This is a genomic window from Acetivibrio cellulolyticus CD2, assembly GCF_000179595.2.
Lineage (GTDB): Bacteria > Bacillota > Clostridia > Acetivibrionales > Acetivibrionaceae > Acetivibrio > Acetivibrio cellulolyticus.
Genome location: NZ_JH556658.1, coordinates 992,609 through 1,008,784 on the forward strand (window position 1 = coordinate 992,609; position 16,176 = coordinate 1,008,784).

Here is a 16,176-nt window from a genome sequence, read left to right on the forward strand (position 1 = left end):
AGGGATTCGAAATATAAAATAATTGAAATCTATGAAAAACTAAATATACTTGAGAAAAAAAGTGATAGTGGGGATGCTCAATATGTCAAATCAATTTTATAAATATCTTACTGAATATAAATTGCAAGTTAAAGTGACGGTAAAATTTTGGTAAACTTGTATAATGCAAACTATTGGCACTATTGTTCGGGATGTCAAGGGCAAAGCCGGAGACCCTTTACATCCATTGCACTATCATCCTTTTGTTCCCGGTCTGTTATGACAGACCGGCTGCCTTCTGGCGAGGACAGGGCTTGGGACAGAGTCCCAAGGTTTTAACTTGCAGCCATATCAATTGCAGACTTATATGCTAATATTCGTCTTGGATAGTTATTTATCCATGTTTCTATCCATTTTATCGTCTTTTTACTTATTCTCCCTATATCTGTTCCTTTTGGTATAAATCGGCGTATTAGCTTGTTTGTATTTTCGTTTGTGCCTCTTTCCCAGGAGCTATATGGATGTGCATAATATAGTTTCACCCTTTTATCTTTTCCAGCCCTCACAGACCGTTCTATGCCTTCATAATCAAGAAATTCACTACCATTATCCACTGTTATTGTTTTGAATTTATCCTTAAATGATTTACCATATTTCTTCTCCAAACAATCTAGTGCTGCTACTACTGATTCTTGTGTCTTTGATGGCATTTTGATTATTATTTCCTCGCGTATACTTCTCTCACTTAAAACCCAGTAATACTGCACCTTTCCCTTCACGTTTCCCAACAACACAGTCCATTTCCCAATGTCCATATTCCTCGCGCTTATCAATCTCTGTAGGCCTTTCTTCAATGCTTGTTCCTTTAAGATTTTTATGCGGTATCTTTATTTTCTTATAGTCTCTCTTTTTGCCAGCTTTTTTCACTGGAAGATCTATATTTGTAAGGTTTAAGAACACATCTCCTCGATCTATATAGTTATATACTGTCTTTGTACATATTTGGGTCTCAAACTCTAAGCCTTTCGCTTCTATCTCTCCTATCACTGCATCTGGGGAATACTTTTCTTTTACAATCTTTTTTTCTATGTGTTTGACTAATTTGTGGTCTTTACCTATCTTTAATCCAGGTCCTTTGTTCCTTGCATTCTCATAATATATTCGTTGCCCTACATCTGCACAATATTCTTCTCTGTAAGTCAAATCAGAGTTCACAAGCTTTATCTTTCCCCTCGATATTTCTCTTTCTATTGTTCTGATACCTCTTTGCATGCGCTGTGCTATTTCATAAGGTTTTAATCCCTCTTTTAACAATATTTCAATACTATATCTTTCTCTTGCTTTTAGGTGTTTATATTTTTTTGTTTTTGCGGTATTATTAATCTGGCTCATGGTTTTCTCCTTTGTTTGTTTTTCGTGGTTGCTAAACATTATACAATGGATTTTACCATGAGTCTCAATTTTTTGCTTCTTCCGTCACTTTATTTTACAACTTACCTTTTTTATAAAATTTATAAAATTGTTTAAATAGGTAATCACTTAATTTGCCTAGTTATTAGCTCATTTGGAAGGTTTTATATCTATGACAACTATTTCGGGATTATTAAATATTCTCAGCGGAATCTTACTATTCCCCAAACCTCTGCTCACAACTAATTTAACGCCATTTTCTGAATAAACACCTTTATAATATTTAGGGAAAAACCCCTGACCAGGCGCATATACACCGCCTATAAAAGGAATATCGAATTGACCGCCATGTGCATGACCGGACAAAACCAAGTCAACGTTATAGTTACAATAATATCTCGAGAAATCTTCAGGAAAATGAGAGAGAACAATCTTAAAATTACTGCTCTTTTCAAACTCTATTAGCTTCTTTTCTGCAGTTTTAACACGGGCAATTGATTTATCCAATCCAATTATATCAATTTTCTCACCGTTAGCTATTATGTATTTAGTAGCACAATTTAAAACTTCAATGTCTACCTTTCTTAACATCTTAAATATTGACTCAGATTTTCCAGATCTATATTCATGATTTCCAGGAATAAAATAAACCTGTGCAAATTTATTCAATTCACTTAACGTGTTAACACTTGCTGTAAAATCCTTAGTATTCCAGTTGACCAAGTCTCCAGTAAACACTATGATATCAGGCTCTTGCTGCTTTACTTTATCAATTAATATTTTATTACCTTTTCCAAATTGTTTATCATGTAAATCAGACAAATGAACTATTCTAACCTGTCTCGAGATTTTCGATGACTCAATTTCAAAATTTGAAACCCCTATTAAGTTGTTTTGGACAATGCAAAACACAATAAATCCGACTATTATAGTAATTATAATTATGCTTTTTTTCTTTAACATTCAATTTACTCCAATTGATATATATACGATTAAATTTCAAACTAGCTCCCTTTAGAATTGAGATTTTCCCCACCAATCGGGAATTAATTCTTTCAGCTTGACTGTTTTCCTCTCTCTGAGATCAACAAGAATTTCTATTTCAGAACTGTCTTTATCCAATTGCATCATATATTCTCTGCATGCTCCGCATGGAGACCCTACACTTCCGTCTTCCATAACAGCCACTACTTTGTCTATCTGACTTTCACCATGTGTTATCATATTGGCAATGGCATTTCGTTCGGCACACATTCCTAATGTTGAAGCTGTATCAATGCAAACTCCCACATAAATATTTCCATTCCTGCTAAGAATAGCACTTGCAACTCCACCCGCCATAATAAATGGTGAAATAGTTCTTGGATTGAGAACTTCCCTTGCTTTATCGTACAATTCCTGCCAAATATCCTTTTCCATATTATCCTCTCCTCCATCAAAATTGCCGCAGCAAACTAATGTATTTATCTGTCTGAACCAAGCTAAACTCACCATGTCCAGCTTTTTCAATCACTTTCAAACTACTGCCCTTTATAGTATCATGAAGTAAAGAAGCAGATTTTTTCATTATAGACAACTCTTTTTCTCCAACTATTATTAATGTTTTAGATTTTATATTGCATGCAGTTGAAGGGATTGAATAGTTTCCATTACTTAAGCTTATGTTAATTAACGATTCCTTGGATATTTTTAGGCTATCCTTAAAATACTCATCAAACAAATCATCTGGTATTTTGAGCGATTTGGCCTGTAACTTTGCAAACCATCTTCTTTTTATTAGTCCATAGCATAAATTAAACATTGGCACAGTTAAGGCTGTTGTAGATTTAATTGGATAGACTAATGCACTTTCAATGACAGCATTCTCAGCAATAGAAAATTCCCTTGATAATACTTCTACAACAATTTGTGCACCAATAGAAAGACCAGCAAGTAAAAAAACTTTTCCATTACAACTCTTTTTTATATATTCAATAACTTGTTCTGCCGATTTTTGTATACTTATAAAAGTAGTATCTCCAGCCTCTCCATGCCCATCAATAATTGGTGCGACTATAAAGTAATCATTTTTCAATGCCTCAATGTGTCGTTTCCATGACCACCATGACAAGCCGCCCCCATGTATAAAAACAATGGTTGGCATATTTTTATTTCCAAATTCCTTAAAAATCATTATGTATCTCCTTAAAATACCCGTATATAGAACAATTAACTATTCTTATACAATTAATTCAAACTTCAACATTCATGTCAATTAAAATTAATGTTTCAATAATCCTATCATATTTTGCCATAAAGTTGAACAAAGTACAAGCTGCATGATAACTGCACATTAATGCTCCCTTGACAATAACCTCAACATGAGCTGCACCAGGGTGATATGCACTCCCATGGAAATATTATCTAATGCACAATATTAATTTTACGGTACACTATCTGCCTCAAAACAAACTGGAATAGAATATTCCCTTATTGAAGGCTTATAAATAAAATTGAGGTAGTCACTTATATCCTTAATTTCAACTTCAAATGACACCTCAATAAACTTTGTTTGACCAGGTTCAATAGTCAGTGTTTCATTAGAAATGCAGTTAACAATTTTATATTGGCTATCCCTTAATTTAAAGTCCTTCGAAAAATCTATACTAATCGGTGTAGAGTCAACATTTTTAAATTTTAAACCAAATCTCACCAAATCTTTATTGGCCTCCAAACTTTTACACGAACGATTGCCAGGAACAATTTGGATTTCAATTTTGTCTGTTAATACCGAGTTTTCGCTAAAATATGGCACCTGCAATATCTCAACTCTTTTACTTTCAGAATTCCAAGTTGTTTTAGCATCAATATAATCCGTAAAGTCTTTGACAGGAACATAAGCTGTATTGTCAACAGTTATAATAGGTTTATCGGTTTCAAATTGTTTTCCATTTATCCAAACAGCAAACGATGCCTTCTGAACGTTTATTATATCCTCTGCATAAGCAATACCAAATGATATAATACACCCTATCAGTAAACCTGCAATAAATTTCTTCATATGAATTCCCCCTTTAATTGTCTCTAAAAAGAATTATAGCATTTTTCACAAGTAGAAACAGAATAAACTGTAAATAGTACCAATTATTTTTCGGAAGTTTAGTAAAACGATGAACATACAGATACTAAAGGATTGTCAAGAAAATACAATGTTATTGGATGGAGGGCTGAAGGAGCGGACTATTTAATGGAAGTATTAGATGGCAGTTTTAACAGTATAGAGGAAGCAGCTAAAATAGCAAAGTCTGTAATTAAAACAAAATAGATTATAAATCGAGCGGTATAGATAATTGAAACCATACCGCTTGGTTATTTAAAAAAATATTTAAGCGTTGAGATGATTATATGAATTTATTATATAATTAGGTTATCAGTTATCATTAGGAGGTGATACAAATCAACTAAGTACTGCGATTTGTAGAAAGTAAGTTGTCTAGAAGTATTTTGTTATAAAAAAGGGAGAGTGAAACGTATGAAAAAGCGCAATACATTTTTTAATACCGGAAGAAAAATTATTGGGGTTTTGATTTCTGCCCTAATTACAACTTCGGTTATAACCACACCTATTTGGGCTGAGAATTTTGAAATTGGAGATGTAAATCAGGATAATAAAGTAAACTCTATCGATATGGCAACCTTAAGAGGGTATTTGATAGGTATGGAAGGTTTTTCATTGATTGGTGAGCGAAAATATGAAGCTGATGTTAATGGAGATGATTCAATTAACTCTATAGATTTAGCTTATATTAGGCAACTTCTTTTGGGTAATATCACCAAATTACCCAAAGCAACTAATTTGCCAGATCAGACACAAACACCAATAGTAACACCTACACAAACAAGAACACCTAAACCACCGATAGGGACACCTACATCCCCTCCACCAGCAACACCTACATCAGCTCAAACATATACACCACCAGCTCAAACATATACACCAGTCAAAACTCCAGCACCAACACCAAATTACATATTGCCAGAACCTTCACAACATCCTGATAAATTGGGAACGAAAGTTTATAGTGACGTTAATAATTTAGAAACATCTTATTTAAATACTTCAGTATCATTTAAAGTATTCCTTTTTGACAGTTCGAATAATCCATTAGCTGGGAAAACCGTCAGTTGGAATTGGGACCCAAATTTGGGTGAGGAACCTGAAAAGAAAGAAAGTGCTGTGACTGATTCAAGCGGAGCTGCAGTTTTTACAATAACTCAAAATTTTGATGAGAATATCGATTATAAATGGTGGAAAAGATTTATAAATCTTTATTTTGATGGAGATGAGGAGTATAATGCTTCAGTTTATCAAAAATTGGTGATAGTTTCAAACAACGGTTTACCTAGTGGTCAGCCCAAACCATTACCCTCACCTACCCTAGATCCTGATAAATCGAATACAAACATTAATGTTTCTCAAGATGAAAAAGCTTCATTTGGTAGCTTTACACAAACATCTACGTTTTCTGTAAAGCTTGTTAACGATAATGGAGAACCAATTGCAGGAAAGACAGTAAAATGGGTAGATCATGGATATATAGCAGCTCTTACTCGTATAGTAGATTCTGCTGTTACCGATTCAAATGGTGTTGCAGTTTTTTCATTTAGCCAAACTATGCCTGAAGATTGGCCATTTAATGGGTACATGGACGTTTATATAAACCTTTGTTATGAAGGAGATGACACATACAATCCATCTGTATATTATACAAAGATAACTGCTTTATATCGATATCAACGTAATTAATACCGAAACGTAGTTTGAAAAAGCTCCGGTAGCTGTTAATGCACCGGAGTTTTTCTATTGCAGAATTTCAGTATTCATTTAACATATCCAATTCTGATTTAGTTGTATAAATGGTAAAATTAGTGTATATTTATAAAATAAATAAAAAGAAATAGTTAAACTTTTGTTGCTAATTTATATCACAGCCAAAACAAAGTTAATTGAGGGGATGAAAATTATGAAGAGAAAGTCTAAAAAACAGTTGAAACAATCGCTATTTACCGCAAGTTTAATTATTAGCACATTGGCTTTTAATGCTTGTTTAAGTTTCGGAGAAACTATAACTCCGACGTTATCTACAACACCTTCTTCGCAGGAATCTTTTGAAAATATTAATAAAGTAGTCTTAGAAATTGGAAGCTCAAAAATGTCTGTATTTAAATTGTGTGAGAAAACACCTGAATTTAAAGATATAGATAGTTCTCCAAAAATTGTTCCGCTTATAAAGGACGGAAGAACCTTACTGCCGCTTCGTTCAATTGTTGAAACATTTGGTGGTAATGTTTCCTGGAATTCTAATGACAACTGTACACAAATTAATATTAATAATAAGGAACTTCTTTTTTACCCCGGTAAGAAAAATTTTAAAATAAATGGCGAATCGAAGGAGCTCCTTGTTTCACCGGAAATCATAAATGGTCGGACTTATTTACCACTAAGAGACTTTTCAGAAAATACAGGATTCGTTGTTAATTGGAAGCCAGCAGATAAGCAAAATCCAACTTCCAAGGTAGAGATTGTAAAACCTTTTACAGGTCTTTACCCAGCTTGTAGTAACGATTCTGATGGAGTTAAATGGGGTTTTATTGACAGCACGGGAGCATTTATAATAACCCCTGAATATAATGAAATATCTGAGTTTAATTTATATGGAATTGCAGCAGTAAAAACAGATGATGGGATTTCCTTTATTGATTCAAAGGGAAACCTATTGGCAAAGCCGGTATTATCCAATAATTCATATTATTATGGTGTGTTTTACGACGTAGCTAATGGAAATAACTTTATTATTAATGGCAGCAATAATATAAATTATGTTTATAGCCCGGATGGAAACCTGATTCTTGAAACGAAAATGAACATACAAAGTATATATGACAAACTAATTTCATTTAGTGATTTTATTGAAGATGAATACTTATATGGGTTTATAGATTTCAATGGAAATATTATTGTCAGTGCCAAATACAGTTATGTTAGTTCCACTGAAAATGGAGTTTATTATGGCAGCTCCGGATATGAAAACGGAAATGTCGAAACTTATTTTAACAGATATGGGGATATCATTCCTGCTCCGAAAACCAGCTCAAATTCATACGAACTGGATTATTCCGATGGAATGGCAAATTATCAGGATCCCAAAACAAAATTATATGGGTATAAAAACACTTCCGGTGAAATAGTAATTAAACCCCAATTTACATCTGCAGATAGCTTTATTGATGGCTTTGCTTATGCGACAGTTGAAACCGGCCAATATTCTGAAAAAGGCATAATCATAAATAAAAAAGGCAATGTAGTTTTTGAATGCGATGGATACGATTATTATACCAATTTAGGCAATGGATTGTTTACAAGTGGTAGAATAGAAAAGAGTATTATAGATGCAAAAACCGGAAAAAGTTTTCCCTCCCCTATTTTTGATGTTGAGAAACTGAATGAAAATATTATATGCGTTTCAGAAATGGATAAAACATACTTTATAGATAGTAATATGAGCAAAATTAACACATTGCCTACTTTTGAAGGAATGGGCAATGCCTGGATCAATGGGGATATTTTAAAAGTATCTACAAATAAAGTTGCAGGTTATTTTAAAAAGGACGGAAGTGCAATTTGGACTCGTCCGGAATCAATTTTGAATCTTGGAAATGGAATAAAACTTCATTACAAAGTAAGAACTTATGGTGTAAATGATTGGTCATATTTAAGTAGTAACCCTGTTATAGAAGGAATTAGTGACAAAAAGGTGGAGGAAAAAATAAATTCCAAGCTGAAAGAAATGTTCCCCACAGAAAATTTGGTAAACACTGGTGAGTTTGACGGAGAAACATATTGGGAAACCACAGATGTGTCAATAACAGATGACACATCAATTCTGAATAATAATATCCTTGTTATTGGAAAAGATACATATATATATAGCGGCGGCGCACATGGTTATGGTGCAACTGAGTATATACATATAAATTTAAAGACAGGGTATATATTTACTTTAGATGATTTATTGAAAAAGGACTCCGGCTTTGAAGAATTCGTTTCTGGTTATTTGTCAAAGAGGACAGGTTTTGAAGAAGGTAGGTTTTCGTTTGAGGACTTTGATAAAACCTCTAGTTTTAAATTAAATAAGGACTATTTGGAGCTTGCATTTCCAAATTTCAATTATTCTTATAATGATATATATAAAATTCCTTATAGTAAGATTATGAGCTTTATAGATACAAATAGCGTTTTGTGGAACAGCTTTGACAAGAACACAGACAGTATTTTGGTTGACGATGGAATTAACCAAGAAGAGGTCACGAACTTGATAACTAAATATGAAAATAAGTTTGTCGAAGCAGTAAATAGTAATAATTTTGATGTATTAAAAGATGTTCTTATACCAAACAGCAGTTTGTATGAATCACAAAAGGCCCTCATTCCTGAATTAAATAAGAAGGGCATAAAGGAAAAGCTTAATACGTTCAAAATCGAAGAGATCATATATGATGAAAATAATCAGATTAAAGTTACTGTAAGTGAAAACATTGGTATTTCAACGAATGGTGGTGCCTTTAAAGCTAAGGATTATTTATGGTCATATAAAATAGCTAGAAATAAGGACGGAGATTTAAAGATGTATTATATTGAAAATGCTAACAAATAACTTGGCTGCGTATTAAAAGATTTATCAAAGCACATATGTTCACCTTTATCTTGTAGGTCGCAAAAATCCTATCCGGAATATTGCGACCTACAGTTATACTATTTTAGTCAACTCTTACCATACTTTTCTTCAAATATGTCTTTATAATTGTAACCCAAACCAAGCTTTCCATCTTGGATTATCATATTAGCTGATATACGACCGGATTCATAAATAGTTGGTAGTCCACTTCCAGGATGTGTACCCCCTCCAACCAGGTAGCAGTTTTTAAATTCCTCAAATTTATTATGAGGTCTGAAACAAAGCATCTGACTTAACTTATGGCTCAAATTAAAGGTAGCACCCCTATAAACTCCGTAATCCTTCTCCCAATCCAATGGAGTGATGATCTTTTCTACCTCTATGTGCTCTTCGATATCTTTAAGTTCAGTCTTCTCCTTAATTTTATCAAGTACCATTCTCCTAAATTTGTCCTTTTCCGCTTCCCAATCTATTTTGCTGGAGTTGTTTGGCACAGGTACCAAAACATATATTGCCGATTTCCCTTCCGGTGCAAGCGTAGGATCAATAGCTGACGCATTTTGAATGTACAATGAATGATCAACGGAAATAATCTTTTTATTTGCAATTTCTTTTACATTAATTTCATAATCATCTGCAAATATAATATTATGATGTGGTATATCATATTTTTTATTGACTCCAAGATAAAGCATGAAGGTAGAACAGGAATAATCGCGAGACGCTAAATCTTGATCTGTATACTTTTTTCGGTGCTCTCCTTTAACAATACTTGTCATTGCGTGGGCAAAGTCTGCATTTATAATTACATAGTCCGACATAACCTTTTCGCCGTTTTCAAGGATCACACCTTTAGCCGTTCCGTTTTCCACTATTACTTCCTTGACAGGAGTTGATAAATGAATACTTCCGCCATCTTCCTGAACAATATGCCCCATGGCTTCGGAAATTTTGTTCAAACCACCGATAGTATGAAATATCCCACGGCTGTGTTCGATATATGAAAGAATGGTAAAAGCAGCAGGACATTCCCACGGTGACATTCCAAGGTATTTAGACTGAAATGTCAGGGCAATTCTTAAATCCTTATGTTTAAAATAGCTTGAAAGTTTTCCATATAAAGTGTTGCCCAGGTCAAACTTTGGTATGGCTTTTATAAAAGTAGGTCTTGCCAGATGAAGTATACTGTCATATGGAATCTTCAAGCAATTAAAAAGTCTGTCAAACTTGTACTTTTCCTTTTCAATGAAAGAGTCATACCCCTTTGCATCCCCTGGAAACAGTTTTTCAATCTGTTCTCTCATCGAATCTCTATCCTTGGTAGGATAAAAATCAACTTTTCCTTTAAACCTCAATCTGTAAAAAGGATCAATCTCTTTTATCTCAACATAATCTTCAAGTTTTCTTCCGGTAAAACGAAATACATCCCGTAAAACTTCTGGAAGCATTAAAAAAGTCGGTCCAATATCAAAGGTATAATCCCCCATTTTTATACTGCCGTTTCTTCCACCAATATAGCTATTCTTCTCAAATATTTGAACATCAAACCCATTATTTGAAAGTAACATTCCTGCAGTTAGTCCACCAGGGCCAGCCCCAACAATTATAACTTTTTTCCTCAAAATCTCAACCCCTTAATTTTTATATTCATTTATACCAACTTTATCGGATAAATCACAAAATTCGATATCACCTTTTTTTGTAAGCTGTTTTTCCGCATCTTGAATACTCCAGGTGATTTATATAACTAACAAAAGGTGATTCTTATGAAAATCCAAGTCTTAACTGTCACAATCTATATTTTTTACAGTAAACCTAAGATTTTTCCACTATAAAACTCAAACGGTATACAGAAATTTAGTTTATTCTAAATCGCAACATCTGGTCTCCAAAATTGGATGCCTTTTTTATATTTAAGGCATCACTATTTTTATGTAAACAAATTTCTATCTCATTTTTGCAGACTTTTTGCATTTTATGTGATATTATTTTTTAAGCGAATACTTTAAAATGTCATTTTGGCTTTTATAGTACAAACATATTTTATGTAATAAAAAACGAGGAGAGTCTTTGTATGAAAAATGTAACAAAAAGAGCATTAGCTATTGTATTTTTATTTGTGGTAATGTGTAATTTAAGTTTTTTTGTCTCTGCAGCATCATATCCATCAACATCAGCTACATATAACATCTACAATCTGGTACGTAACTCATCTGCATCTGGCGGATGTTCTAAAATGATTCCACAAGGTATTACTTTTGCAGGTGATTACCTTTTGATTTCTGCGTATTGTGGAGATGACGTTCCACATAATTCAGTTATATATGTATTTAAAGAAAGTGATAAATCTTATTATGGAACAATCAAATTACCTGGTACTGAACATGTAGGCGGTATTGCTTATGACTGTGACAGAAGTGGTAACGTCTGGGTTTCAAATGGAAATTCTGTTGGATGTTTTAAATATTCTAAACTTGCAGATTGTAAAGGCAAAGTTTTAAGTGTTTCATATAATAGAGTGGCAAATTTGAGCTATACTGCCTCAACTATGTGTTATGATGCTGTGAACAATTATCTTTGGATCGCGCAATTTTCTGAAAATGACTCTTCAAAATCGTTTGCACGTTGCTATGCTGTAAATGATAAGACAACAAGTACTCCAACACTGCCATATCAGTTTGAGATTTCAGTTCCTCTGAAAACACAGGGAATTTCAGTTAGAGGAAATAGAATGATGATTTCATCATCATATGGAAGAAATAATGATTCTAAGTTGTATTCATACACTTGGAATCAGACTTCAAAGACAAAAACACTGAAGAGCACTACAATCCTTCCCCCATTGTCAGAAGGTGTTGTAATGGGTTCGACTTACGCATATGTTGTCTATGAATCTGTAGCACCAAAGTACTACGATACTTGTTCATATCCTGTAAAATATTTTGCTTCTTATGTTATTTCAAAATTTGGAATATAATTTTTATAAATGATTAGAGTATTAAACCACTGCATTGAATCTTAATTCTGAAAAATAATATTGATAAAGCTTCCTGGAAAATTCCCAGGAAGCTTTTACACCTTTCATTTTACTCCTTTATTATTGCTTTTCTTGTAAGTAAGTAAATAGCTATGGAAAATAATATGCCTAAAACTGCAAAACTAAATACAGCTAAATATGGATTTTGACTTTGCAAACCAAGAGCACTTGCGAAGATCTCACCAATGTTGATATTAAGTGCAGCTAACAGTATCTGATTAATATTAGCTGAGAATACTACAAGCATTGCTGGTACTATTGAGATTAAAACCTTTAACTTTTTATTGCTTCTGTAGTAACACAGCGATACTAAAATTCCAAATATGAACACTGCACTGTAAACTGCAAACTGCCAAATAACTGTTCCGAACAAAGTTTGGATATTATTTGATTGCATCCAACCTTCTCTCAATCCTCTAAAGTTTCCATATATCATATCAAAAATAGTTGGACAATTTATAAAGATATTATATACCCTATTTATTATCAAATCTATGAGTGACATGGCCAAAGTAATCGGGAAAACTCCAATTAACAAACCCTTAACAAAAACTTTTCTTGAAACGTTGTTTGCCTGCATTAATTTAAAATTACTTTTAAAAGAATTGAGCCCGGCGACCAGCAAAAATATTATTGTTGAAACTTCAAGGCCGGAACTTGAACTTCCCTCAATAGTTCTGGTTAATACTCCTAAAAATACTATTACAGTTATGAATATTGCATAGAATATCATAATTGAATTTATTGTATTAAATATTTGGTATTTGGCAACTTTTAATTCTTTCATTACTTTTTCCCCCCTGCACCTGTTAAATGTATAAACAGTTTCTGTAATTCCACTTTAGTAATCTCAAGATTTAATTTTTTGACATTTTCCTTATCGTTGTCCGTCATTTTTCCAAGTATAGTTGCTGATTTAAATGAAGCCATGTTATCAATATTTATACAGTTTTTCTCTGCAATGTATTTATCAATTTCCGCTGAGGCTCCAGACACGCAATAGGCAGATTTCAGCAAGTTTTCAGTACTGTCATCAATTGCAATTTTTCTGTCGTTTATAATTATTACCCTCTCCAATATATTCGAAATTTCCTCAATAATGTGAGTAGAGAGTATGATTGTTTTTGGGTCTTCCATGTAATTTGACAGCAATTCTTTGTAGAATAAATCTCTATGATTTGCATCAAGTCCTAAAACCGGTTCATCAAATATTATAATCCTTGAGTTTGATGCCATAGCAGTAATCAACTTAGCTATAGATTTATAGCCGGTTGAGAGCTCCCTCAATTTTTTATCCGGAGCAAGTTCAAACTTTTTACATAGAACTGTTGCATACTCTATATCAAAAGTCGGATAAAACTCTTTTGTCCAGTAGAAAATGTCTTTCACCTTCATATTTCCGGGATAAAGGTCTTGCTCCGTCATATAATATATTTGCTCTATGGCTTTATCATTCTCTACTACACTTTTCCCGTCAACAGTTATTTCTCCTTCAGTAGGAAACAGGCGGTTTGTCATAAGGTTTAGAAGAGTGCTTTTTCCTGCACCGTTTCTGCCAAGCAAACCATATATTTTATCAGGTTCTATTTTGATTGATATATTGTCTAAAGCGCAAACCCTTCCATAATACTTTGTAATATTTTTTACCTTAATTGCACCCATTATTGTTTACTCCTCTCCAACATTTTATTTATTTCATCTATTCCTATATCAAGCTTTTTTGCTTCTGCTATAAGGCTTTCCACGTAGTTATCATAAAAGTTTTTCCTGCGTTTCTCCAAAAGCTTTTCCTTAGCTCCTTTACACACAAACATGCCTATTCCTCGCTTTTTATAAATTATTTCACCATCTACAAGTATATTAAATCCCTTTGCTACCGTAGCAGGATTAATTTTATAGTTAATAGATACTTCTGTAGTAGATGGTATCTGCGATTCCTCTTGAAATACACCTTTTATAATGTTATCCTCAACTGCCTGGGCCAATTGAAGATATATCGGAATCTCACTGTTAAAATCCAAGTTCAAACCTATCACCTCCATTTGTTACTGTGTTCATTACTTATGTAATTAACTATACAACAAATTAAGATACTTGTCAATTGACAATTGGTAATGTTTTTGATATGCATAACAGCAAAAAAGCCAGAACTATTAATTCCGGCAATTGATTCCACAAAAATTTATTTTCAACAATTCAATCATATTTGTAACAATTCAAGAAATAACAAAATTCGTCGGTAAATGAACGATTTTGCCTATTTCATTTGATGATTCACCTAATTTTATTACTTTCTCCCCCTATAAAGATATTCTGTCCTGTGACTTCGAGACAATCTCATCTACAATGGAATTATAATCTTAAAAATTGTATATTTACCAAATTCACTCTCACACGTAATTTTACCATTAAATTTCATGTTAACAATATTTCTTACTACACTAAGACCTAAACCTGTTCCTCCAGAATTTCTTCTTGTCGTAAAAAAAGGTTCAAAAATATTTTCCAGCACCTCAGGTTTTATGCCCTTTCCATCATCTTTATATATTAAATAGAACATTTTGTTCTCCACAAAAAAATTTATAGAGATTAGACCTTCATCATTTAAATCATATCCATGGTTAAGTGAATTCATAACAAGGTTTGTAAATACTTGTGAAAACTCACCCGGATAACCACAAATCTCTAAGCTTTCATCTCCATCAATGGCTATTTTAATTTTTCTCTTTTTTAATTCCGGAGTCAAACTCAATATATTTTGATTAAGATATTCAAAGATATTAAAATTTCTTTTTTCCTCATTGCTCTGATCAACAGCAACTTGTTTGAAGCTTTTAATAAGGTCAGACGCTCTTTGTAAATTCAAACTCAAAATATTATTTGTTTCATTAATATTTTCTAAAATACTTGTCAATTCTGAGCGTTTTATTTGATTTGAAGTACATTTTTTATACAACTCCTTTGACTTTTCATCAATAAATGATGCAGACATTACACTAACACCAATGGGGGTATTTATTTCATGAGCTATTCCTGCTACCAGCTTTCCTAAAAGCACCATTTTTTCAGATTCAATAAGTTGTGTTTGCGTTTCCATTAATCTTGCCGTTCTATCTTTTAAATTGTCTATCATAATATTAAATGAATTCGCTAACTCATTAACTTCATCATTCGAGGAAATACGTATTTTGTCTACATCAAAATTACCTTCGGCAACACTTGATGTAACATCACATAGTTTTCTGATTGGACTTGATATATTGTTTGATAGGACTAAACCTATAAATATCAGAAGAATAAGCACACAAAAAATTAATACAAAATCAACAATCATTAAATGTTTAAAATCATGCTGAATCTTATCTGATATTTTTTCGCTTTTTTGAAGTTCAAAAAAAATTATTTTCTGCATATTATCGCAAAGGGCTGACGTTGCTATTGTAAAGTCATTTAAAGTTTCTGTCTTATTCGAAAATGATTCTTGTGAAGTAATTTGATTTTCAAGCTTTTTAATAGTATCTGCAATTGAAGTGCTAAGGTTCTTTGCGATTTCGATTTTTACAATACTATCGTCAGATTGCACGCAATTTGAAACATCTATAAGATAGTTATTAAGTTTATCCATTATCTCATATGGTTTTACCTGACCAAATGTTTTTCTTCCAAAACATATTTCTCTGATTTCCTGATCGAGTTCACTTGTTGTTAGCACAACAACATTATTTGCAGTTGTCAAATTATATAATATTTGATTTTGTCTTTCCACAGTATTCGAAGTTGCTAAAATAACCCATATATTAAAGGTTCCAAATAAAAGTATTGAAATCATGAATGTTACAATTATTTTAGTTTTTATTGTAACCTTTAAACTTTTCCACTTAATTTTTAGTTGGCCTAGAATACTCTTTATCAAAGATTTCTCCTCCCACACATTAATCTGAAAAATTACACAGTATATTAAGGAATGACTAAAATATAAGTTCCTGCTTTGGATAATGAAAAATTAGATTAAATGGTATTGTCACGTTAAGAAAA

Annotated in this window: 14 protein-coding genes and 1 pseudogene; 5 read left to right on the plus strand and 10 right to left on the minus strand. The window is 32.6% G+C overall.

Annotation, left to right across the window (positions count from 1 at the left end; all coding sequences use genetic code 11):
• Positions 1-102 (plus strand): DNA phosphorothioation-dependent restriction protein DptG (dptG, locus tag ACECE_RS32430; protein WP_010250378.1); only part of this gene is annotated, 102 nt, incomplete at its 5' end.
• A 212-nt stretch (positions 103-314) separates the two neighbouring features.
• Here the strand turns inward: dptG and ACECE_RS28310 are convergent.
• The 5 genes and pseudogenes from ACECE_RS28310 to ACECE_RS0219795 form a co-directional block, all read right to left on the minus strand.
• Positions 315-1,371 (minus strand): annotated as a pseudogene (locus ACECE_RS28310) (IS30 family transposase).
• Positions 1,372-1,539: 168 nt separating this feature from the next.
• Positions 1,540-2,352, minus strand: a complete 813-nt coding sequence (locus ACECE_RS0219775) for a metallophosphoesterase (RefSeq protein WP_010250380.1) — start codon at positions 2,350-2,352, stop codon at positions 1,540-1,542.
• A gap of 51 nt (positions 2,353-2,403) precedes the next feature.
• Positions 2,404-2,808 (minus strand): cytidine deaminase family protein, encoded by a 405-nt coding sequence (locus ACECE_RS0219780; protein ID WP_010250381.1) that lies wholly within the window; start codon positions 2,806-2,808, stop codon positions 2,404-2,406.
• Positions 2,809-2,824: 16 nt separating this feature from the next.
• Entirely contained in the window at positions 2,825-3,562 is a 738-nt protein-coding gene (locus tag ACECE_RS0219785; protein ID WP_010250382.1) for an alpha/beta fold hydrolase, read from the minus strand.
• 249 nt (positions 3,563-3,811) lie between these two features.
• Positions 3,812-4,429 carry a stalk domain-containing protein gene (locus ACECE_RS0219795; RefSeq protein WP_010250383.1) on the minus strand — a complete coding sequence of 206 codons (618 nt, stop codon included), beginning with the start codon at positions 4,427-4,429 and terminating at the stop codon, positions 3,812-3,814.
• A gap of 132 nt (positions 4,430-4,561) precedes the next feature.
• Between ACECE_RS0219795 and ACECE_RS32120 the strand changes: the two genes are divergently transcribed.
• From ACECE_RS32120 to ACECE_RS0219810, 3 genes are all read left to right on the plus strand, one after another.
• Complete coding sequence (locus ACECE_RS32120; protein WP_268871026.1) at positions 4,562-4,693, plus strand: hypothetical protein; 132 nt, start codon at positions 4,562-4,564, stop codon at positions 4,691-4,693.
• Between the two features lie 207 nt (positions 4,694-4,900).
• Positions 4,901-6,175 (plus strand): dockerin type I domain-containing protein, encoded by a 1,275-nt coding sequence (locus ACECE_RS29685; RefSeq protein WP_010250384.1) that lies wholly within the window; start codon positions 4,901-4,903, stop codon positions 6,173-6,175.
• A gap of 217 nt (positions 6,176-6,392) precedes the next feature.
• On the plus strand, positions 6,393-9,083 hold the full coding sequence (locus ACECE_RS0219810; RefSeq protein WP_010250385.1) for a WG repeat-containing protein: 2,691 nt from the start codon (positions 6,393-6,395) through the stop codon (positions 9,081-9,083).
• Between the two features lie 107 nt (positions 9,084-9,190).
• Here ACECE_RS0219810 and ACECE_RS0219815 read toward each other — a convergent pair whose 3' ends face one another.
• Positions 9,191-10,726 (minus strand): phytoene desaturase family protein, encoded by a 1,536-nt coding sequence (locus tag ACECE_RS0219815; RefSeq protein WP_010250386.1) that lies wholly within the window; start codon positions 10,724-10,726, stop codon positions 9,191-9,193.
• A gap of 452 nt (positions 10,727-11,178) precedes the next feature.
• Between ACECE_RS0219815 and ACECE_RS0219820 the strand changes: the two genes are divergently transcribed.
• Entirely contained in the window at positions 11,179-12,081 is a 903-nt protein-coding gene (locus ACECE_RS0219820) for a hypothetical protein (protein WP_010250387.1), read from the plus strand.
• Positions 12,082-12,190: 109 nt separating this feature from the next.
• Here ACECE_RS0219820 and ACECE_RS0219825 read toward each other — a convergent pair whose 3' ends face one another.
• From ACECE_RS0219825 to ACECE_RS29690, 4 genes are all read right to left on the minus strand, one after another.
• Positions 12,191-12,928: a hypothetical protein gene (locus ACECE_RS0219825; RefSeq protein ID WP_010250388.1), complete on the minus strand. Its 738-nt coding sequence runs from the start codon at positions 12,926-12,928 to the stop codon at positions 12,191-12,193.
• Positions 12,928-13,803: an ABC transporter ATP-binding protein gene (locus ACECE_RS0219830; protein WP_010250389.1), complete on the minus strand. Its 876-nt coding sequence runs from the start codon at positions 13,801-13,803 to the stop codon at positions 12,928-12,930. Before ACECE_RS0219830 ends, ACECE_RS0219825 begins: the two co-directional genes overlap by 1 nt.
• Complete coding sequence (locus ACECE_RS0219835) at positions 13,803-14,168, minus strand: GntR family transcriptional regulator (RefSeq protein ID WP_010250391.1); 366 nt, start codon at positions 14,166-14,168, stop codon at positions 13,803-13,805. Before ACECE_RS0219835 ends, ACECE_RS0219830 begins: the two co-directional genes overlap by 1 nt.
• A gap of 314 nt (positions 14,169-14,482) precedes the next feature.
• Entirely contained in the window at positions 14,483-16,054 is a 1,572-nt protein-coding gene (locus ACECE_RS29690) for a sensor histidine kinase (RefSeq protein WP_010250393.1), read from the minus strand.
• Positions 16,055-16,176 lie beyond the last annotated feature (122 nt).